The organism is Xanthomonas euvesicatoria (genome assembly GCF_013112235.1).
Lineage (GTDB): Bacteria > Pseudomonadota > Gammaproteobacteria > Xanthomonadales > Xanthomonadaceae > Xanthomonas > Xanthomonas euvesicatoria.
In genome coordinates this window covers 18,271-38,706 of record NZ_JABFFS010000001.1, presented here as the reverse complement: position 1 = coordinate 38,706, position 20,436 = coordinate 18,271, and the positions used below count along the sequence as shown (strand labels likewise).

14 protein-coding genes are annotated in these 20,436 nt (G+C 64.0%); 10 read left to right on the top strand and 4 right to left on the bottom strand.

Translation table 11 applies throughout. The annotated features are described in order from the left end of the window. Positions 1–44: 44 nt before the first annotated feature. From thiC to HLH45_RS00130, 4 genes are all read left to right on the top strand, one after another. Positions 45–1,922 (top strand): phosphomethylpyrimidine synthase ThiC, encoded by a 1,878-nt coding sequence (thiC, locus tag HLH45_RS00145; RefSeq protein WP_008573713.1) that lies wholly within the window; start codon positions 45–47, stop codon positions 1,920–1,922. A 423-nt stretch (positions 1,923–2,345) separates the two neighbouring features. Beyond that, a complete protein-coding gene (locus tag HLH45_RS00140) occupies positions 2,346–4,685 on the top strand; it encodes a winged helix-turn-helix transcriptional regulator (RefSeq protein WP_008573714.1) in 2,340 nt (779 codons plus the stop codon). A gap of 110 nt (positions 4,686–4,795) precedes the next feature. Beyond that, the gene (locus HLH45_RS00135) at positions 4,796–5,689 is read left to right on the top strand and encodes a helix-turn-helix domain-containing protein (protein ID WP_008573718.1); all 894 of its coding nucleotides are present in this window, start codon (positions 4,796–4,798) and stop codon (positions 5,687–5,689) included. Between the two features lie 48 nt (positions 5,690–5,737). Continuing rightward, on the top strand, positions 5,738–8,581 hold the full coding sequence (locus HLH45_RS00130; RefSeq protein WP_008573719.1) for a TonB-dependent receptor plug domain-containing protein: 2,844 nt from the start codon (positions 5,738–5,740) through the stop codon (positions 8,579–8,581). A 414-nt stretch (positions 8,582–8,995) separates the two neighbouring features. Here the strand turns inward: HLH45_RS00130 and HLH45_RS00125 are convergent, their stop codons facing one another. Next, entirely contained in the window at positions 8,996–10,144 is a 1,149-nt protein-coding gene (locus HLH45_RS00125) for an HDOD domain-containing protein (RefSeq protein WP_029820216.1), read from the bottom strand. Between the two features lie 113 nt (positions 10,145–10,257). Further along, the gene (gene ppa / locus HLH45_RS00120; RefSeq protein WP_005911986.1) at positions 10,258–10,794 is read right to left on the bottom strand and encodes an inorganic diphosphatase; all 537 of its coding nucleotides are present in this window, start codon (positions 10,792–10,794) and stop codon (positions 10,258–10,260) included. Between the two features lie 197 nt (positions 10,795–10,991). Here ppa and HLH45_RS00115 point away from each other — a divergent pair, with 197 nt between their 5' ends. Beyond that, on the top strand, positions 10,992–11,474 hold the full coding sequence (locus HLH45_RS00115) for a hypothetical protein (protein WP_008573723.1): 483 nt from the start codon (positions 10,992–10,994) through the stop codon (positions 11,472–11,474). 289 nt (positions 11,475–11,763) lie between these two features. Here the strand turns inward: HLH45_RS00115 and HLH45_RS00110 are convergent, their stop codons facing one another. Beyond that, on the bottom strand, positions 11,764–13,791 hold the full coding sequence (locus HLH45_RS00110; protein WP_008573725.1) for a sodium-translocating pyrophosphatase: 2,028 nt from the start codon (positions 13,789–13,791) through the stop codon (positions 11,764–11,766). Positions 13,792–14,042: 251 nt separating this feature from the next. On the opposite strand from HLH45_RS00110, the gene HLH45_RS00105 reads away from it, so the two are divergent. After that, positions 14,043–14,567, top strand: a complete 525-nt coding sequence (locus tag HLH45_RS00105; protein ID WP_011348509.1) for a hypothetical protein — start codon at positions 14,043–14,045, stop codon at positions 14,565–14,567. Positions 14,568–14,812: 245 nt separating this feature from the next. Here the strand turns inward: HLH45_RS00105 and HLH45_RS00100 are convergent, their stop codons facing one another. Then, positions 14,813–16,069, bottom strand: a complete 1,257-nt coding sequence (locus HLH45_RS00100; RefSeq protein ID WP_008573728.1) for a 6-phosphofructokinase — start codon at positions 16,067–16,069, stop codon at positions 14,813–14,815. A 159-nt stretch (positions 16,070–16,228) separates the two neighbouring features. On the opposite strand from HLH45_RS00100, the gene HLH45_RS00095 reads away from it, so the two are divergent. From HLH45_RS00095 to HLH45_RS00080, 4 genes are all read left to right on the top strand, one after another. Next, on the top strand, positions 16,229–16,792 hold the full coding sequence (locus HLH45_RS00095) for an adenylate kinase (RefSeq protein WP_008573731.1): 564 nt from the start codon (positions 16,229–16,231) through the stop codon (positions 16,790–16,792). Between the two features lie 352 nt (positions 16,793–17,144). After that, positions 17,145–18,512 carry a UDP-N-acetylmuramate:L-alanyl-gamma-D-glutamyl-meso-diaminopimelate ligase gene (gene mpl, locus HLH45_RS00090; RefSeq protein WP_171309817.1) on the top strand — a complete coding sequence of 456 codons (1,368 nt, stop codon included), beginning with the start codon at positions 17,145–17,147 and terminating at the stop codon, positions 18,510–18,512. Continuing rightward, the gene (locus tag HLH45_RS00085) at positions 18,512–19,108 is read left to right on the top strand and encodes an LON peptidase substrate-binding domain-containing protein (protein WP_008577875.1); all 597 of its coding nucleotides are present in this window, start codon (positions 18,512–18,514) and stop codon (positions 19,106–19,108) included. The genes mpl and HLH45_RS00085 overlap by 1 nt, the downstream gene beginning before the upstream one ends. Before the next feature lie 286 nt (positions 19,109–19,394). Beyond that, positions 19,395–20,279, top strand: a complete 885-nt coding sequence (locus HLH45_RS00080) for a bestrophin family protein (RefSeq protein ID WP_008577877.1) — start codon at positions 19,395–19,397, stop codon at positions 20,277–20,279. Positions 20,280–20,436 lie beyond the last annotated feature (157 nt).

Sequence of the window (20,436 nt, the reverse complement as noted above, 5' to 3'; positions counted from 1 at the left end):
CGCACTGCGACTCCTTCGCAGGGCCAGCACACAGGACGAATGCCATGAATGCCGCGCCCACCGTTTTGCAACAACAAGCCCAGTCGTTGTCGGAGGCTGTCACCCAGCCGATTCCCGGTTCACGCAAGATCTTCGTGCAAGGCTCGCGCGCTGATCTGCAGGTGCCGATGCGCGAGATCGCCTTGACGCGCACGCCCACCTTGTTCGGCGGCGAAGAGAATCCGCCGCTCAGCGTCTACGACACGTCCGGGCCTTACACCGATCCGCGGGTGGCGATCGATCTGGCAGCCGGTCTGGCACCGCTGCGTGCGCAGTGGATTGCCGAGCGTGGCGACACCGTCGCCCTGGACGGGCTGAGCTCCAGCTTCGGGCGTGGCCGCGAGCACGATGTGCGTCTGGATGCAGTGCGCTTTCCGGCGCGGCGTCTGCCGCGGGTAGCGCGCCAGGGCGCCAACGTCACCCAGATGCATTACGCGCGCCGCGGCATCATCACGCCGGAAATGGAGTACGTGGCGATCCGCGAAAACCAGCGCCTGGAAGCGGTGACCGATGCAAGCTTGCGCAGGCAGCACCCGGGCCAGGCGTTCGGAGCTTCGATCCAGCAACGCATTACACCGGAGTTCGTGCGCGAAGAGATCGCACGGGGCCGCGCGATCTTGCCCAACAACATCAATCACCCCGAGAGCGAGCCGATGATCATCGGCCGCAATTTCCTGACCAAGATCAATGCCAACATCGGCAACAGCGCGGTGTCTTCAGGCATTGCCGAAGAGGTCGAGAAGCTGGTGTGGTCGATCCGCTGGGGCGGGGACACGGTCATGGATCTGTCCACCGGCAAGCACATCCATGAGACGCGCGAGTGGATCATCCGCAACTCGCCGGTGCCGATCGGCACGGTGCCGATCTATCAGGCATTGGAAAAGGTCGATGGGCGCGCCGAAGAACTCACCTGGGACATCTTCCGCGACACCTTGATCGAACAGGCCGAACAGGGCGTGGATTACTTCACCATCCACGCCGGCGTGTTGCTGCGTTACGTACCGCTGACCGCACAGCGCGTGACCGGCATCGTCTCGCGTGGCGGTTCGATCATGGCCAAGTGGTGCCTGGCGCATCACAAGGAGAATTTTCTCTACACGCACTTCGAAGACATCTGCCAGATCATGAAGGCCTACGACGTGGCGTTTTCGTTGGGCGATGGCCTACGCCCCGGCTGCATCGCCGACGCCAACGACGCGGCGCAATTCGGCGAGCTGGAAACGCTGGGCGAGCTGACCAAGCTCGCCTGGAAACACGATGTGCAGACCATGATTGAAGGCCCCGGCCATGTGCCGATGCAATTGATCAAGGAAAACATGGACAAGCAGCTGCGCGAATGCGGCGAGGCGCCGTTCTACACCCTGGGGCCGCTGACTACCGACATCGCGCCGGGCTACGACCACATCACCAGCGCGATCGGTGCGGCGATGATCGGCTGGTTCGGCACCGCCATGCTCTGCTACGTCACTCCGAAAGAGCACCTGGGCCTGCCCAACCGGCAGGACGTGCGCGACGGCATCATGGCCTACAAGATCGCCGCGCATGCCGCCGACCTGGCCAAGGGGCATCCGGGCGCGCAAGTGCGCGACAACGCCTTGAGCAAGGCGCGTTTCGAATTCCGTTGGGACGACCAGTTCCATCTTGGCCTGGATCCGGAAAAGGCCAAGGAGTTCCATGACCAAACCCTGCCCAAGGACGCGCACAAGCTGGCGCACTTCTGCTCGATGTGCGGGCCACACTTCTGCTCGATGAAGATTACCCAGGACGTGCGTGATTACGCGGCCGAGCACGGCATAAGCGAGGCGCAAGCGCTGTCGACGGGCATGCAGGAAAAGTCCGCGCAATTTGTCGCGCAGGGCGCGCAGGTCTATCGCGCCACGTGACGCGTTACATGGCAGCGTTTCATAAAACGTGATGTAGCGCCTGCTTAGGAAAAGTTCAGTTTTGTACTGAACAGATTACGGCGCGGTCCGCAAGTGCCGCGCTATGGCAGGGTTGCAAGCGATTCCAGTAAATAAGGGTTTCAGCTGATTTAGCTGAATCGCAGATAAAAAAATCGCGCCAGAAGGCGCGAAGGGTACGTCGTAATTATTCGAATTCGTCGGCGAGAGAGAGAGAGCCTGACGCTGCCGCCTGTCTTAGGAAGCAACGGGGCATAGCGTAAAATTTGCACCAAATGGATGCATGACACAGTTGGTCGTCGTCCTTTGCTGAATTTGGCGTTTCGCGGAAGGCGCGGGGCGCTCTTTGTTGTTCTTGCATGCCGACGCGTGTTTTTGCCGATGAGTGTTCCTCCCGCTATTGCAATGCCATCGGGCCGGCTGCGTGTCGGTCAGTGCGTGGTCGACGTTGCCTCGCGCGAGGTGCACGCACCTGGCGCAAAGCGGCCGCTGCGGCTGGCGCCCAAATCCCTGGCGGTGTTGCTGACCCTGGCGCGGCAGCCGGGCCAGGTGGTCACGCGCGAGCAACTGCTTGCCGAGGTTTGGCCCGATACCTTGCCGACCAACGATGTGGTGACCCAGGCGGTCACGCAGCTGCGCAAGGCGTTTGCCAGCCACGGCGGGCAGCGCTCGGAGCACATCGAGACCATCGCCAAGACCGGGTATCGCTTGATGGCGGCGGTTGTGTGGGAAGCGCAGGCACCTGCATCGGCGACGCTGCCTGGTGAAGCACTGGGTCCGGATACGCTCGAGCCGGCGCAGCCAGACCAAGGCGTGGCGTCCGTCCCCGACCAGTCCGACGCTGCCGCATCGCCCGTCCGCACCGCGCCTGGCCAGCCCGTAGCGCCCGTCGTTGCGGCGCCGGCCGCGCCACGACACCGGCGCTCGATGGCGCTGGCAGTCGCCAGCGTGGCGTTGCTGGTCGTGCTGAGCCTTGCGGTATGGACCTCATGGCGACCTGCCCCGGCACCTGAGACCGCGCAAGCGCATGCGGTGCTGGGCAGCCCCAAACGGCCGTATCAGGTCATTACCGCAGGCGGTGGATTCGATCTCACGCCAAGCCTGTCGCCCGATGGCGCGAGGGTGGCGTACGCCTCATTGACCCGCGATCGCACCGGCACCTCGATCCTGGTCAAGACCACCGACAACGCCTATCCACGGGTACTGGAGACGCCTGCGCCCGGCGTCTCCGATCGTTTGCCGGCGTGGTCGCCGGATGGCCGGCAGATCGCGTTTTCCAGGCAGGCGCCCGATGGCAGCTGCCGGGTCATGATTGCCGCAGCCACCGGGCCTGCGGCGTCGCGCGAGGTAATGCGGTGCGATGGTGCCGACATGCTGAGTTTCAGCTGGTCGCCGGATGGGCGCGCGCTGGTGTTCGGCAGCATGACCGGCACGCACGGTGCGGCCCGCATGCGTCGCCTGGATCTGGCAACCGGGCAGTGGCAGACGCTTGACTATCCGGCGCAGGCGGGTGATTTCGATTACGCGCCGCGGTATTCGCCCGATGGGAATTGGATCGTGTTCCTGCGTAATCCGCAGCTCGGGGACCTGTGGCGGATCCCTGCCGAAGGCGGCGTCGCCGAACGGCTCACCCATGACAACGCCGATATCCGTGGATGGAGTTGGCTGCCCGATGGCAGCGGTTTGATCTTCGGGCGTCGCGTGGACAGCGAGGCGCGGCTGTATCGCCTCGATCTGCGGGACCACAGCTTGCACGATGTGGGCGTGGACGATGCGCAAGCACCGGACGTGGCGCATGGGCATCTGGTGTTCGTGCAACGCAAACCGCAGTTTGGCGTCTATCAGGTCATTGGCGACACGATGAACGGTGGCTACATTCGACGCCGACTGTTTCCATCCAGCGGGCGCGACGATCAGCCGATGATTGCGCCGGATGGGCGCCAGCTGATCTTTGCATCCAATCGATCCGGTGCGTACGCACTGTGGTGGGGCGATGTCCGCAAGCCCGGTTCGGTGCGCTTGATCGAAGGGCTGCGACCGGATTCGCGCCAGGCCGCCGACTGGTCAGCCGATTCGCAACGCGTGCTGGTCAGCGGCAGCGATGCGGCCGGGCATGCGGCGCTATTCGAAGTGACCCCCAGTAGCGGCCAGGTGGTGCGACTACCCGTGCCGCAGCCGCGCCCGCTGCAGGCGATCCATCTTCCCGATCCGCACCGGCTGCTGGTCCTTGCTGCTGCCGACGACGGGCATACCTTCGCAACGCTGTACGACCGGCGCAGCAGCCCATGGCGTGCGCTGGCGACGCTGCAGGACGTCTCGCAATTGCGACTGGACCGCGCCAGCGGACAGGTCTTGCTGACCCGCCTCAGCGGGGGCGGTGTGTGGCAGGTCGCTCCATCGCTGGCCGCCGACACCTTGCATGCTGTCGATCCGCAACAGCCATCGCGCTGGCGGTATCGCAGTTGGGCGCCGGGCGTGAATGGCCAGCTGCATTACCTGTCGTCCACCGACAGTTGCGCTGCCTACGATCGCGAGTTGCGCAGCGGCCGCGGCCAGTGCTTGGATGCGGTCAAGTTCACCACCATCAACGGTTTCAGCCTGAACCAGCGCGATGGGACGCTGTATGTGTCGCTGGCCGAAGAAGATGGCAGCGCCATCGCGTATATGCCGTTGCCACAGCATTCCGTGGCGCCTATTGGTGCCATCGCTAACTTATTGTCGGTATTGAGAAAAATCGCCTCGTAAGTTCTTCGGAAAGGCTTCGTGGCAATTTCGGCGCAGTTTCGTCAAAACTTCCTGACTGACGCCACAGTCGGCAAAACACTACGCCCTCTTTTGTACAGGGGGCTGCCAACATGCAACAGGTCATCACCGCGGATCGTGGGCTTGCGCTCGCGCTCGATAACGCCAACGAGTCGACATCGACTATCTGTCTGGCGGTCTCGCGGCTCGGCAGCATCCGTACCAACGCGGCGACATTCACCTTGTGGATACAGCTACGCGGACGCGCATGGGTGGAATCCAAGGAGGGCCGCTTTCGTCTGCGTGCCGGCGACTGGATCGCCTTCGACAAGGATTCCCATCCCACCGTGCAGGCAGATCGCAGCGCGCTATGCGTGGGCGTCGGTCTGGATGGCGAGAGCCTGCAGTCGCTTGCCGAACTAACCGATGCCACGCTGTATCCCGGCCGCGCCCAGTTGTCGCGCAGCGATCTGCGCATCGCCTTGCGCCTGTGGCGCAATGCCGCCGCACAAAGCGGCAGTGCGTCCGCACGGCCGTTGCTGTTGCACCTGGCCGCGATGCAACGCGATTTCATTGCGCAGGAACAGCGTTGCCCAGGCCGCTCGCGCAGCCGTCGGCGTCAGGTGTTCGGGCGTATGCAGCGTGCACGGCTGTACCTGGAAGGCAACAGCGACCGCGTGGTGCGCATCAGCGAACTGGCGCAGCTGACCAACTTTTCCAGTTGGTACGTCTCCAAGACGTTTCAGAGTTTGTACGAAGAAAGCCCGCAGGCGCTGTCCGCACGCTTGCGTCTGGAACGTGCATCCGATTTGTTGCGCGATACCTCGATGATGATCGGCGAGGTTGCAGCCGCAAGCGGCTTCGACAATTGCTGCAGCTTCGCGCGTGCGTTTCGTGCGCGCTTCGGTGTCTCCGCATCGCACTACCGCGACCAAACGGCAAATCCGCCAGATTCGGCAAAGCCACGTAACGTGACGCGCAAAGCGACGGCGTTCACGCAATCGTAATTTGCACAGGGGCGCTTAACGCGCCACTAACGAACCCTGGAGAGATTGATGAACCTTCGCACCTCCGCAGTGCGGCTGGGCCTGTTGCCCGCCGGTATTGCGATCGCGTTGACGCCGGCTTTTGCCGCCGCACAAGAGTCGACCACCACGCTTGACCGTATCGAGATCACCGGCTCGCGCATCCGCAGCGCCGACGTCGAAACGCAGCAGCCGATTTTGACCCTTGATCGTCAAGCGCTGGAAAAGCAGGGCCTGACGTCTGTTGCCGATGTGCTGCAGAACCTGACCTCCGCCGGCTCCCCGGCCATCTCGCGCGCCGACGCGCTGTCGTCCGGCGAAGACGTTGGCGGTTACTACGTCGACCTGCGCAACCTCGGCGCGCAGCGTACGTTGGTGCTGGTGAACGGTAAGCGTCTGGGTGCGTCGACCTCCGGTCTGCAGGATCTCAGCCAGATTCCGATGTCGGCAATCGAGCGTATTGAAGTGCTGAAGGACGGCGCCTCGTCCATCTACGGCTCCGACGCGATCGCCGGTGTGGTCAACGTCATCACGCGTAAGCGTTTCGACGGCGCTGAAGCCAGCGTGCAGTTCGGCCAGTTCGGCCAGGGCGACGGCGACACCACGCAGTACTCCTTCACTGTTGGCTCGCAGGGCGAGCGCGGTGGCGTGACGCTGTCTGCCGAATATTCCAAGCAGGACCCGGTGTTCGCCAAGAACCGCTGGTTCAGCCGCGATGGTTCGCGCGGTCCCAACTCGACCCCCAACAGCTGGAGCCCCATCAGCCAGAACGGTTCGTGGTGCAATCCGCTGCAGGTGGACTGCGATGATCCGGACACCGCGGTGTGGCAGACGCTCAATGCCGGCGGCAACCCGAACAACCCGGCCGACTATCACCCGATCACGCCGGCCGAGTACGCCAACTCGAACCAGCAGATGATGGTGCAGACCGGTATCGAGCGGAAGTCGGTATTTGCAAACGTCAACTACGACGTTGCCGATGCCATCACCTTCAACGCCGATATTGCCTACAACGAGCGCACGACCGACGGGCAGATCGCGGGCTACCCGTATCAGTCCGGTTCCTTCGGCACTCCGCTGGAAGGCAGCAGCGCGTTCAATCCGATCGGCCAGGATGTCGACTTCCGTCGTCGTCTGTGGGAAGTGCCGCGCGCCAGCGAAAACCAGCTCAAGACCCTGCGCTTCGCGCCGACCTTGAGTGGCTACTTCGACATCGGCGGCAAGACCTGGGATTGGGATGTGGGTGCGTTGTGGAACCGCAACGAGAACACCAAGCGTAGCCGTGGCGACATGAGCCTCATCGCGTCGCGTCAGGCACTGGGCCCGTCCTTCATCAACGGCCAGGGCGTTGCGCAGTGCGGTACCGCTGCAGACCCGATCTCGCTGTCGGCCTGCCGTCCGTGGAATCCGCTGCTGCCGTACAACGTTGCAGGTCAGGGCTCGCTTGCCGACCCGGCGCTGCAGGAATTCCTGTTCCCGACCTTCACCGATACCGGCCTGACCAAGACCACCAGCTTCACCGCAAACCTGTCCGGTTCGGTGGTTGAGCTGCCGGCTGGCGATCTGGGCGTTGCGGTGGGCTACGAACACCGTAAGGAAGAAGGTCGCTTCTCTCCGGATGCGTTTGCGCAGTCGGGCGAAAGCACCGGTCTGGGTGCCAAGACCACGCAGGGCCAGTACTCGCTGGACGAGGTCTACCTCGAATTGAATGTTCCGCTCCTGAGCGATGTCGCCTTCGCCAAGGAACTGACCTTCAACGCTGCAACGCGTTACTCGGACTACAGCAACTTCGGTAACACGCTGAACTCGAAGTTCGGCCTGACCTGGCGTCCGCTGGAAGACCTGCTGGTGCGTGCGACGTATGCGGAAGGTTTCCGTGCGCCCACCATCAGCGACCTGTACGGCGGCCTGAGCAGCAGCTTCGAGGATTACATCGATCCTTGCGGCGTCGGCGCCCCCAACAGCGTCAACGGCAACGCGGCCTGCACCAACGCTGGCGTGCCGCTGGGCTACACCCAGCTCGGCCAGGGCTTCGTGCCTTGCACGACCTATCCGTGCCAGACGCCTGATGAATTCATCAGCGGCGCCAACCCGAACCTGAAGCCGGAAACCTCCACGAGCAAGACCGCCGGTCTGGTCTGGAGCCCGCGTTGGGTGCAGGGTCTGGACATCTCGCTGGATTGGTACCGCTACGAGATCAACGACATGATCATCGCCGATAGCGTCGACCGCATCCTGCGCGACTGCTATGTGCTCGGCGACGCTGAACGTTGCGCCAATGTCACACGTGCAGCCGATGGTCATATCTCGGCGATGAGCTACGGCGTGGCCAACCTCGGTCAGATGGAAACCGAAGGCTACGACCTGGGTGTGAAGTACCGCCTGCCGGAAACGGCCATCGGTTCCTTCACCTTCGACTGGCAGACCAGCTACGTCAGCAAGTACGACGAAGCCGGCCAGGACAGCGCAGGCAACGCCATCATGATTGGCCGTGTCGGCGAGCCGGGCATCTTCCGCGTGCGTTCGAACGTTGGCGTGAACTGGTCGCTGGGTGATTTCGGCGTCAACTACACCCTGCGTTACTACTCGGGCATGAAGGAAAGCTGCATCACGCTGGCCGAAGGCTATTGCGATGCGCCGGACCATATCGCCAACGGCGAGTCCGACCCGCTGCGTCACACCGGCGCCAACACCTTCCACGACCTGCAGGTCAACTGGAAGGCGCCGTGGGACGCAACGATCGCACTCGGCGCGAACAATGTGTTCGATCACCGCGGTCCGCTGCAGTACTCGGCACCGAACAGCAGCTTTGCCTACTACGGCGGCTTCGAAATCGGTCGTTTCATGTACATGAAGTACACCCAGCGCTTCTGATCCATCGACGCGCGTAGTAAATGAAAGACGGGCCGCAAGGCCCGTCTTTTTTTATGCAGTGCCCTGTTGCGATGAGGCAATGCGCATGCGGCGCGTGATTTAGATGCGAAGTCATCGCTGCGCGACTCAAGCGGTGCGGCAGTTCCGCGAAAAACGCGCGCAGGATGTGGAAGTTGCTCAGCGACTCCGCTCGCAAAGAACTGCAGTCTTTCTTCTCGGGCAGCTTCCACCGCGCTTGAGCGCATTGTCTGCCTGTAGTGCGGTGCGCTTGGGGTGAGTGCCGTGACACATCGCCCAGACCAAGGCTTGCAATGCGCGGCCCTGGCGCAACGGCCCCATGCAGGGCGGTCGAAGAAACGGCATAAAAAACGCGGCCTTGGCCGCGCTTCTTTCGGGATGCCTCAAGCGAGTGACTTACGCCTCGGCAAGCCCCAGCAACGTATCGGCCTGTTCGCGCCAGCTCGGCAGGCGGGCGATGACGCCGACCTTGGTCAGGTACTCTTCGTCAACGCTTTCGCCGCTGGCCAATGCCGTGGCGACATGCACTGCGCCGGTGACCCAGAAGCTGCGCATGCTGGAACGCAGCGGATGGCGATGGAAGGCCACCGCTTCGATGATAGGCATCGGCAAGCCCCACAGGCCGAGCAGGTAGGCGCCGGCTTCGGTGTGACCCAGGCGTTCGTCGCCACCTTCGGCCGGCGCCTCGCGCTCGTCGCGTACGCCCGGCAGCAGCAAGCCGATGTCGGCCAGCAGTGCGGCGGTGGAACCGAGTTCTGCGCTGGTCGGCGGAAGCACCTTGGCCGCCAGGCGCGAAGAGAGCAGGGCGCGGCGCTGCATCGCGTTGCGCTCGGCCGGTGTGAGCGTCTGGACCGAAAACACTTCGCTGGCCAGCACCAGGTCGCGCAGCGTCGCCACGCCCAGGCGGGTCACCGCCGTGCGCAGGTCGGTGATGCTGCGGCCACCGGAAAAGAACGCCGAATTGCACAATTGCAGCACTTTCGCTGCGATCGCCGGGTCGCCGGCGATCAGCTTGGCGATATCGGCCGCGTCGGCGCCGTCGTCCTCTTCCAGCGCATGCATCAGGCTCAGGTACAAATGCGGGGGCGAGGGCAGCTTTTCGATCCGCCCGATCGCCGCGCGCAGGCGCGGATTGCTGAGCAGCTCGCGCAGTTCCTCCAGGCTGGTAACCGCTTCGAGCAGCACTTCGGGCGCCAGCGGCATCGGCAAGAAGCGATGCGCCACGCCGATGATGCGGGCCGGCGGCGTGCGCTGGCCGCCTTGCGCATCGATCAACGCAATACGAATGGTGTCCGGGCGCAGCGTGCGGATTTGCCCCAGCAAGGTGGCGGCAGTCAGGTCCGGCAGGACCGGGGCAACGATGACGGCGTCGAACGGCGACAGCGCGGCAGCTTCGATCGCCGAATTGCCATCGGCCACCTGCTGCGCCTGCCACTGGTCGCCCAGGTCGGCGACGTAGTCGACAAGGTCGGACGGAAGACTGGCTTCGTCCCCAACAAACAGAATACGCAAGACACTTCCCCAGAAGTCACCGGTGACAGACACCGGCCAAACGCTTTCGGCAATGTACCCAATCTGCCGACTGCGGTCACCGGGATCACGCCAGAAGCGTGATCCCGATCGCCCCCTACACGCAGGGCAGCATCACGATCGATGGATCAGGGTGCGTCGGAATTGTAGCGTTCCACCGACTCGGTCAGGATGCGCTTGGCCTCGGCCGCGCCGCCCCAGCCGTCCAGCTTGACCCACTTGCCCTTCTCCAAGTCCTTGTAATGCTCGAAGAAGTGGCCGATACGTTCCATCCAGTGGCTGGACACCTGGTTGATGTCTTCGATGTGCGCGTAACCGGAGAAGATCTTCTCGATCGGCACAGCCAGGATCTTTTCGTCGCTGCCGGCCTCGTCGCTCATGCGCAGCACGCCCACCGGACGGCAGCGCACCACCGAGCCCGGCACCAATGGCAAGGGCAGCACCACCAGCACGTCGGCCGGGTCGCCATCGCCGCACAGGGTGTTGGGCACGTAGCCATAGTTGCAGGGATACCGCATCGGGGTCGACAGGATGCGGTCGACGAAGATCGCCCCGCTGGCCTTGTCGACTTCGTACTTGACCGGCTCCGAATCCTTGGGGATCTCGATGACGACGTTGATTTCTTCCGGCAGATTCTTGCCAGAGGTGACCAGTTCAAGGCCCATGCGGGTAGCTCCGAGGCGTCAGCAGTGTGTGGAGCGCGATTCTACGCGTTCGGCTGTTGCGCTGCAGCGACACTGAATGGGCAATGTCCTGACCGCTGCGTGCGGCATAGCCCGCGTTCATCGCGGGTGGCTGCCTGATCGTTGCGGCCCGGCCGGAGGCGCACGCTGCAGGCTCATCCACCGCATAGGAATTGCCCATGTCCAGGCTTGCGCGTTTGCTGGTTCTCCTGCTGCTGTCCCTTACCGCCCAGTTCGCTGCCGCCGCGACGCCTCCGCCCACCTTCGTGGATGCGGTGGACTGGCCCGCCAATGGCGAGGGCTGGGAGGCGTTCATCGATCTGGAGCAGCGGCTGGACCGCGATTTCGACAATATCTGCGGCGACACCTTTTGTGGCGGCGACTTCAGCGACTACCAGCCGCTGCGCTTCCGCTGCTCGGTGCATCGCGTCACCGGGGTGGTGCGGAGCTGCATCTGGACCTTCGGCGCCAGTGAGGTCAGCGTCGACCCGCGTAGCGGTTACTTGCGGTCGGACAGCCGGGTGTGGCGCTGCACGGCACCGTTGAAGGCCGGTACCCGCCTGGATGAGATGTATCGCACGCTTGCGGTGGCCAATCCGCTGTTCAAGCCACTGCCGGGCGGCGCACCGCCGATCTATGACGGCCTGATCGGCTGCCTGTGATCGTAGGCCGGGCGGGACGGGGCTTGCCGGCACAGGCCAGCCCCTTCTGCCTGATGGCGCCATCTTCGTAGCGACGATGGGGGCCGCCAGCGGGCCCCGGCGCGATGCCGGTCCTGAGCTGGTCAGCACAGATGGCCGGGTCCGACCGCACCTTTATTGGCCCGGTCCCTATGCCCCAGCGTCGCCGCTTTCCGCAGTGACCGGTTCGGACTTGCCGCGACGCGTTCGGTCGGTCGGCTGCTTCCCGACGTCATGACCGCAGGTCACGTGCCCTGCGGTCATCGCAGCGTTACAGCAGGGGCACGAGCAACAAGGCCACGATGTTGATGATCTTGATCAGCGGGTTGATCGCCGGCCCCGCGGTGTCCTTGTACGGATCACCGACCGTGTCGCCGGTGATCGCAGCCTTGTGCGCCTCGCTGCCTTTCCCGCCGAAGTGGCCGTCCTCGATGTATTTCTTGGCGTTGTCCCACGCGCCGCCGCCAGTGGTCATCGAAATCGCCAGGAACAAACCAGTGACAATCGTGCCGATCAACAAGCCCCCCAGTGCACGCGGACCCAGTAACAACCCGACAATGATCGGAACCACCACCGGCAGCAGCGAAGGCACGATCATTTCGCCAATCGCCGAGCGGGTCAGCATGTCGACGGCGCGGTCGTACTGCGGCTTGGCGGTGCCGGCCATGATGCCGGGAAGTTCGCGGAACTGGCGGCGCACCTCTTCCACCACGGCGCCCGCGGCGCGGCCGACCGCTTCCATCGCCATCGCGCCGAAGAGATAGGGAATCAGCCCGCCAATCAGCAGCCCGATGATCACCGTGTGGTCGGATAGATCGAAGGCGTACACCTGGTCGGGATTGGCCGCCTGCAGGTTGTGCGTGTAGTCGGCAAACAGCACCAGCGCCGCCAGCGCCGCCGATCCGATCGCGTAGCCCTTGGTCACTGCCTTGGTGGTGTTGCCCACCGCGTCCAGCGGGTCGGTAATGTTGCGGACCTCGGGAGGGAGCTCGGCCATCTCGGCGATGCCGCCGGCGTTATCGGTAATCGGTCCATACGCATCCAGCGCAACGATCATGCCGGCCATCGACAGCATGGCCGTTGCTGCAATCGCAATGCCGTACAAGCCGCCGAAGTGAAACGCACCCCAGATTGCTGCGCAGACCGCGATCACCGGCAGCGCGGTAGATTTCATCGAAATACCGAGCCCTGCGATGATGTTGGTGCCGTGCCCCGTGGTACTGGCCGATGCAACATGCTGCACCGGGGTGTACTGCGTGCCGGTGTAGTACTCGGTAATCCACACGATCAGGCCGGTGAGCACCAGGCCGATCAGTGCGCAGGCGTACAACGCCGCGGCGCCGTGGGTGTTGTCGCGCATCAGCGATTGGGTGATGGGCCAGTAAGCCAACGCCGCCAGCACGCCCGACACGATCACGCCTTTGTAAAGCGCACCCATGATCGAACCGCCACCTTTGACCTTGACGAAGGCCGCGCCCACGATCGAAGCGATGATCGATACTCCGCCGAGCACCAACGGATAGAGCACGGCATGCGGACCAGTTTCGGCCAGCGTCAGACTGCCGAGCAGCATCGTGGCGATCACGGTGACTGCGTAGGTTTCGAACAGATCGGCGGCCATGCCGGCACAGTCGCCCACATTGTCGCCGACATTGTCCGCAATCACTGCCGGATTGCGTGGATCGTCCTCGGGAATGCCGGCCTCGACCTTGCCGACAAGATCGGCGCCCACATCTGCGCCCTTGGTGAAAATTCCGCCACCCAGGCGCGCAAAGATCGAGATCAACGACGACCCGAATGCCAAGCCCACCAAGGCATGCAGGTTCTGCTCCAGTGGCAGCCCCATGGTCTGCAGCACAGCAAAATAGCCGGCCACGCCGAGCAGCCCGAGGCCGACCACCAGCATCCCGGTGATCGCGCCGCCGCGGAACGCCACATCCATCGCCCTGCCGATGCCGTGCCGCGCCGCCTCGGCGGTGCGGACATTGGCGCGCACCGAGACGTTCATGCCGATATAGCCGGCTAACCCGGACAACACCGCACCCAGTGCAAACCCGATCGCGGTGTACCAACTCAGGAACAGCCCGACCAACACGAACAGCACTGCCCCAGCAACCGAAATGGTGAGGTATTGCCGGTTGAGATAGGCACGCGCGCCTTCCTGGATCGCGGCGGCGATCTCCTGCATGCGTGCATTGCCGCTCGGCTGCGCGACCACCCAGCGCGCCGACACGATTCCATAGACGATTGCCAAGACCGCACAACCCAGCGCAAGCCACAACCCATAGTGTTCCAGCATGACCCCTCCCAAGAGAATGGATGTCGTCCGGTCGGGACGAACCAAGGGCGATGCACACAACGAGTGGACTGACGAATACGGACTCGACGGCCGCCTGGGCCGTAATGCGCGTCGCGAATGTTCAGGTGGCCGGATCGCGACCGAGTATGCGCCGCGCCTTGCGTGGCGACCAGCGTTATGGCTTTGGCGCGTCGTTCAGTTGCGGCGTGACAGCCTGCGGCCAACGTGATTCGGTCGACCCAGGAGTGTCCATGTCCCACCATGCTGCGCAAAAATACGCCGCGATGCTCGCAACGCTGTTGCTGACCAGCCAAGCGTTTGCGGCCGATCCCACGCCCGAACTCAAGCCGCGCGCACCCGGCACCGCGCAAGCGGTCGGCGCCGTGCACACCTTGCGTCAGATCCCGGAAGCCTGCGCACGACTGGAAGGCGTGTTTACCGGAAATGCTGCACAGCCGTATACATTGTCGGTGGTCCGCAGCAGCCCCACCTGTCAACCACGCGCACGCTTCGTGGATTTCGCCAAGGCCGCACCCAGTGTCGCCTCGGGCTGGATCTTCAACGATGTGATCCGCGTGCCAAGCGCAGCCTGCCCGTCACAGCAAGCGGTCGTGCGCGTATGGCGCAAGCCGGTGGATGCCAAACCGCAGCTCGATGGACAGGGCCAGTCGCGCATCTATCTGGAAGACGCCAAGCAACAAGCCGCTGCCGGCAAGATCCCGCAGGTGCCCATGTTCGCTGCGCAGATGACGGTGGAAGGCAAGGCGTGTCAGTAAGTCGAGATTTGCTCTTCATCCGTAACGACGAACCCCGGCCAGGCCGGGGTTCGCTTTCAGTGCATGCACAGGTGGATCAGTTACTTCGACAATTGCCTAGACAACGCGCTTTCATGATCCTCTCGAAATGACACACGCCCCCAGCGCCACCTTTCGTTAGGGCGCAAGCCACGCGCGTAAGTGCCCGATTTGCTGCACCTCAGTGGAGAGTTGATCATCGCTGTGCATCCCACGCGGCTTCGATCTCACCCTTCCCAAGCCGGCAACTTCTTTGCCACCGCGACATTCTTCAAACTCACATACTTCGGCAAGCCATCGCTGCCGTAGGCCAGCGGCGCTTCGCCCTTGATCAACGGGGCGAAATAGCGGCGGGCGCGTTCGGTGATGCCGAAGCCGTCCTTGCGCAGGAAGCTGGGCGGCATCTTCTTTTCGTGATTGGCCACCTTGTGCAGGGGCGCAGGCACGATCTTCCAGCGGTATGGTGCGTCGCTGACGCGTTCGATCACCGGGATCACCGCGTTCATGCCCTTGATCGCGTACTGCACGGCGGCCTTGCCGACTGCTTGCGCCTGTTCCCAGTCCGTCTTCGATGCCAGATGGCGCGCGGAGCGCTGCAGGTAATCGGGTAGCGTCCAGTGCACCTTGTAGCCAAGCTCCTGCTTGACCTGTGCGGCCAGGAACGAGGCCACGCCGCCGAGCTGTGCATGGCCGAACGAGTCGGCCGCGCCGCCGGCATCGGCGACGAACTTGCCGTGTGCGTCCTGGATGCCCTCGCTGGCCACCACCACGCACCAGCCCACCTTGTCCACCACCTGTTTCACCTTGGCCAGGAATGCAGCCTGGTCGTAGGCGCGTTCGGGCAGCAGGATGATCTGCGGGGCGTCGTCCGGGTCTTGCCCCGCCAGGCCTGCCGCTGCGGCCAGCCAGCCGGCATGGCGGCCCATCGCCTCATAGATGAAGACCTTGGTGGAGGTGTCGGCCATGGCGGCGACATCCAGTGCGGCCTCGCGTACTGAGACGGCGGTGTACTTGGCCGCCGAGCCGAAGCCGGGGCAGGTGTCGGTCACCGCCAGATCGTTGTCGATGGTCTTTGGCACGCCGATGCAGTGCAGCGGGTACCCATAGGCCCTTGCGAGCTGCGAGACCTTCCACGCGGTGTCGGCCGAGTCGTTGCCGCCGTTGTAGAGGAACCAGCGGACGTCGTGCGCGCGCAGCACGTCGAGCAGGCGCTCGTACTTGGCGCTGTCTTCTTCCAGCGATTTGAGCTTGTAGCGGCACGAGCCGAATGCACCGCCGGGCGTCTGCGCCAGGGCGGCAATGGCGGCGGCGGACTCTTTGGAGGTGTCGATCAATTCCTCGCGCAAGGCGCCCAGGATGCCGTTGCGTGCGGCCAGCACCTTGATCTTGCGTGCGCGCGCTTCGGCGATGACGCCGGCTGCAGTGGCGTTGATGACGGCGGTGACGCCGCCGGATTGGGCATAGAGCAGGTTGCCAGTGGTCATAGGGGGACAGACTCCTCACATGGGGACATGGCGCAGGGGACAGTGCCGGGACATTCCCCGGATGCGGTAAGCTGCACGACCATACGGTCAGCGCCGGCGAAGACGTGAGTCTAACGCCGCCCACCGCAACGCGTTTTTATTCGAAAGTGGAGTCCACTGATGCGATTGGTTCTATTGGGACCGCCCGGTTCGGGCAAGGGCACCCAGGCGACACGTCTCAAAGACACGTTTGATATTCCGCACATTTCCACCGGCGACCTGTTGCGCGCCGAAGTGGCCGCTGGCTCGCCGCTGGGGTTGAAGGCCAAGGAAGTGATGGCACGCGGGGACCTGGTGTCCGACGACATCCTGCTCGGCATGCTGGAGGCGCGCCTCGGCCAGGCCGATGTGACCAAGGGTTTCATCCTGGACGGCTACCCGCGCAACGTGGCCCAGGCCAATGCGCTGGACGAGCTGCTCGGCAAGATCGGCCAGCCGCTGGATGCCGTGGTGCAGCTGGATGTGGCCAGCGAATTGCTGGTCGAGCGCATCGCCGGTCGTGCCAAGGCCGAAGGCCGCGAAGACGACAACCCCGAATCGGTGCGCAAGCGGCTGCAGGTCTATACCGATTCCACCGCACCGGTCATCGGCTTCTACGAGCAGCGCGGCAAGTTGGCGCGCGTGGACGGCGTGGGTTCGCTGGACGAAGTGCTGGAACGCATCAGCAAGGCGCTCGGCCGCTGAGTCGGCAATGGGCCGGGCGCAAGGCCCGGCCGCAGGCGCGGCGTCTGGTCGCGCCGTGTTCTCGCCGTGATCGCCCGGGCAGTGGTGCCAAAAGAAAAACCCCGGACGTACAAGACGCCCGGGGCAGAATAACGCCAGTAGTAGGCTTGCTCAGAGCCCCAACAGCATGAGCTCCCTGGGGATTTGGCCTCTTGGGGAGTAGGACCAAAGGGATGCTGCGACTGGCGTTCAGCATAGTGAGGGATGTGACCGGGTTCGCACATCGGGAAATTCCCGACAGTACGGTAGGAAATCCCCGACACTTGGGCGTGCGCTGGAATGGAATGTCCGGCAACTGCGGCGATCGGCGACAATGGGCGGCATGAGCAAACTCCACATTCTCGGCATCGCCGGAACTTTCATGGGCGGTGTGGCCGCCCTGGCGCGTGAGCTGGGCTGGCAGGTGGAAGGCAGCGACCAGGCCATTTATCCGCCGATGTCCACACAGCTGGAAACGCTGGGCATTGCGTTGGCGCAGGGCTATGCGCCGTCCAATATTTCGCCGGATGCGACCGACGTGGTTGTCGGTAATGCGCTTTCGCGCGGCAATCCGGCGGTGGAGGCGGTGCTGGATGCCGGCCGCCGGTATACCTCCGGCGCGCAATGGCTGGCCGAGCACGTATTGCCCGGCCGCGACACGCTGGCCGTGGCCGGCACCCACGGCAAGACCACCACCACCACCATCCTGAGCTACCTGCTGGAGGCGGCCGGGCGGGCGCCCGGGTTTCTGATCGGTGGTGTGGCCGAAGATTTCGGCGTGTCGGCACGACTGGGCCAGGGGCGCGAATTCGTGGTGGAAGCCGATGAATACGACACCGCGTTTTTCGACAAGCGCAGCAAGTTCGTGCACTACCGGCCGTTGGTGGCGATCCTCAATAACCTGGAATACGACCACGCCGACATCTTCCCGGACGTGGCGGCCATCCAGCGCCAGTTCCACCACCTGGTGCGCACGGTGCCCGCGCGCGGTCGCCTGATCGTCAACGGCGAAGACGCGCACCTGGCCGAGGTGCTGGCGATGGGATGCTGGACGCCGGTGGAGCGATTCGGGTTCGATGCGTCGCTGGACTGGAGCGCGCGGTTGATCGCGGCCGATGGCAGCGCGTTTGCGGTGCTGCACCGTGGCGTGGAAATTGGCCAGGTGCAGTGGCCCCTGGTTGGGCGGCATAACGTCCTGAACGGGTTGGCGGCGCTGGCAGCAGTACAGGCGGTAGGCGTGGATCCGGCGACGGTGATGCCGGCATTGGCACAGTTCCAGAGCGTCAAGCGGCGGCTGGAAGTCATCGGTAGCGCGCGCGCGATCACCGTGTACGACGACTTTGCGCACCATCCCACCGCCATCGCGACGACGTTGCAGGGTCTGCGTGCAAAGGTCGGTGCGGCGCGTGTTGTGGTGGCAATGGAGCCGCGCAGCAATTCGATGCGGCTGGGCGCGCATGCCCAGGCGCTGGCGCCGTCGTTGCACGATGCCGATGCAGTGGTGTTTCTGCATCGGCCGGAACTGGCCTGGGACGCGGCACCGATCATTGCGCAGGTGCGCGGCGAGGCACGCGTGGTGCAGGACGTGGATGCCTTGCTGCGCGCGCTGGGCGACATTGCCCGGCCCGGAGACCATGTGGTGTTCATGTCCAACGGTGGCTTCGACGGTGCGCCGCGTCGTTTCCTGGCGCAGTTGTCCTGATGGTGCCGATCCCCGCCACTGCAGACACCAGCGCGTTGCCGCTGTTCCCCTTGCACAGCGTGCTGTTGCCTGGCGCGGCGATGGGCTTGCGCGTGTTTGAACGCCGCTATCTGGATCTGGTACGCGAATGCGGCCGTAACGGCACCAGCTTCGGCGTGTGCCTGATCCTGGAAGGCAACGAAGTCGGCGTGCCGGCTACGCCGGCCGCGTTCGGTACCGAAGTACGCATCGAGGATTTCGATGTGGGCGCCGACGGCGTGCTGGTGCTGCGCTTGCGTGGCACGCGGCGTTTCCACGTACAGCGCTCGCGCATTCGCGATAACGGTCTGGTGGTGGGAGATGTCGCCTGGCGCGAACCGGATCCGGACGACGAATTGCGGCCCGAGCACGGCCTGCTGTCCACGGTGCTGGAGCGCATGCTGGAGCAGGTGGGTGGCGAATTTGCATCGGTGGGACCGGGGTTGATGGATCAGGCCGCCTGGGTTGGTTGGCGGTTGGCCGAGCTGCTGCCATTGACCGAGCAGCAGCGGCTCTCGCTGTTGCAGCAGGACGATCCGCATCGGCGGCTGGACCAATTGCTGGCCTGGATGCCCTAAGAGCGGCTGCTAACACGGCTGCGCCCGCCATATGGGTACGGGCTGCGCTCCGAACTTTCATGCGCCACGTGTGCACTGTGTCCCGCACGCCGTGCACACCCAACGGATGGCCGCTCGCGACGCCTTCCATCACGCCGGGCGCGTGGGGCAATGGTTTCGATCGGCCCCATCACCATGCTTGCACCGTGGCAACGGCACACTGCGCACGCTTGAGTGCGCTACCGACCGCATCCATGCACTGGATGCGCGCAATGGCGTCACTCGTTTCTTTTGATGGAGTGTGCCTTTGATTGTCGATGTAAAGCCGCGTGTGGCAGATGTGATCAGCCAGGTCTGGCGGACCCTGGCGGTGTTGTTCGTATGGGATGTGTTGATCACCATCATTTACTACGTGCTGCCGTTCCGTGCGCCGGCGTTGCCGCTGACCATCTTTGGTTCTGCGCTGGCGTTGTTCCTGGGCTTTCGCGCCAATTCCACCTATCAACGCTGGTGGGAGGGGCGGGTGCTGTGGGGCCAGATGATCAATGCCTCGCGTAATCTGGTGCGCTTGAGCGTCAGTATCCTGTCCGCACCGGAAGCCGGCGATCTTGGGCGCACCATTGCGCTGCGCCAGATTGCCTACGTCAACGCGCTGCGCTGCCAACTGCGCCGGTTGCCGGTGGCGATGGCATTGTCCCCGCATGTGGACGCCGACGAAGCGGCGGCGGTGGTGGTGCGCACCAACGTGGCAAACGGGTTGCTCGATACCACCGCGCGCAGCGTCGAGCAGGCGCGTCGTGAGGGCTGGATCGACAGCATCCAGCAGGCCAGCGTCGAACGCATTCTGGTGGACATCGCCAACGCGCAAGGCGGCATGGAGCGCCTGAAAAATACGCCGCTGCCGTATCAATATCGCTTCTATCCGAACCTGTTTACGCGGCTGTTCTGCGTGCTGCTGCCAATCGGCTTGGTGGAAACGCTGCAGTACGCCACGCCGGTGGGATCGACAGTGGCCGGCCTGATGTTTCTGGCGGTGCTGAAGATCGGCGATGAACTGGTCGACCCGTTCGCCAACACCATCCACGACCTGCCGCTGGATACCATGTGCCGCACGGTGGAGATCGATGCGCTTCAGGCAATTGGTGAGCAAGCGCCGGAGCCGATGCAGCCAGTGGATGGCGTGTTGTGGTGAGGTGTCGCGCGCCAGGCCAATGCGGCCTTTGCATCGCCGAACTGCGCTGATTCGCATCTTGTCGTTCGCCTTGAGAGGCGATTGAACGGTGCAAGCAGTTGTGGAGCAGCCAACGGCGAGTTTTCCGCAGGGCCCTTGCCCGCCCACCATCGCGGGA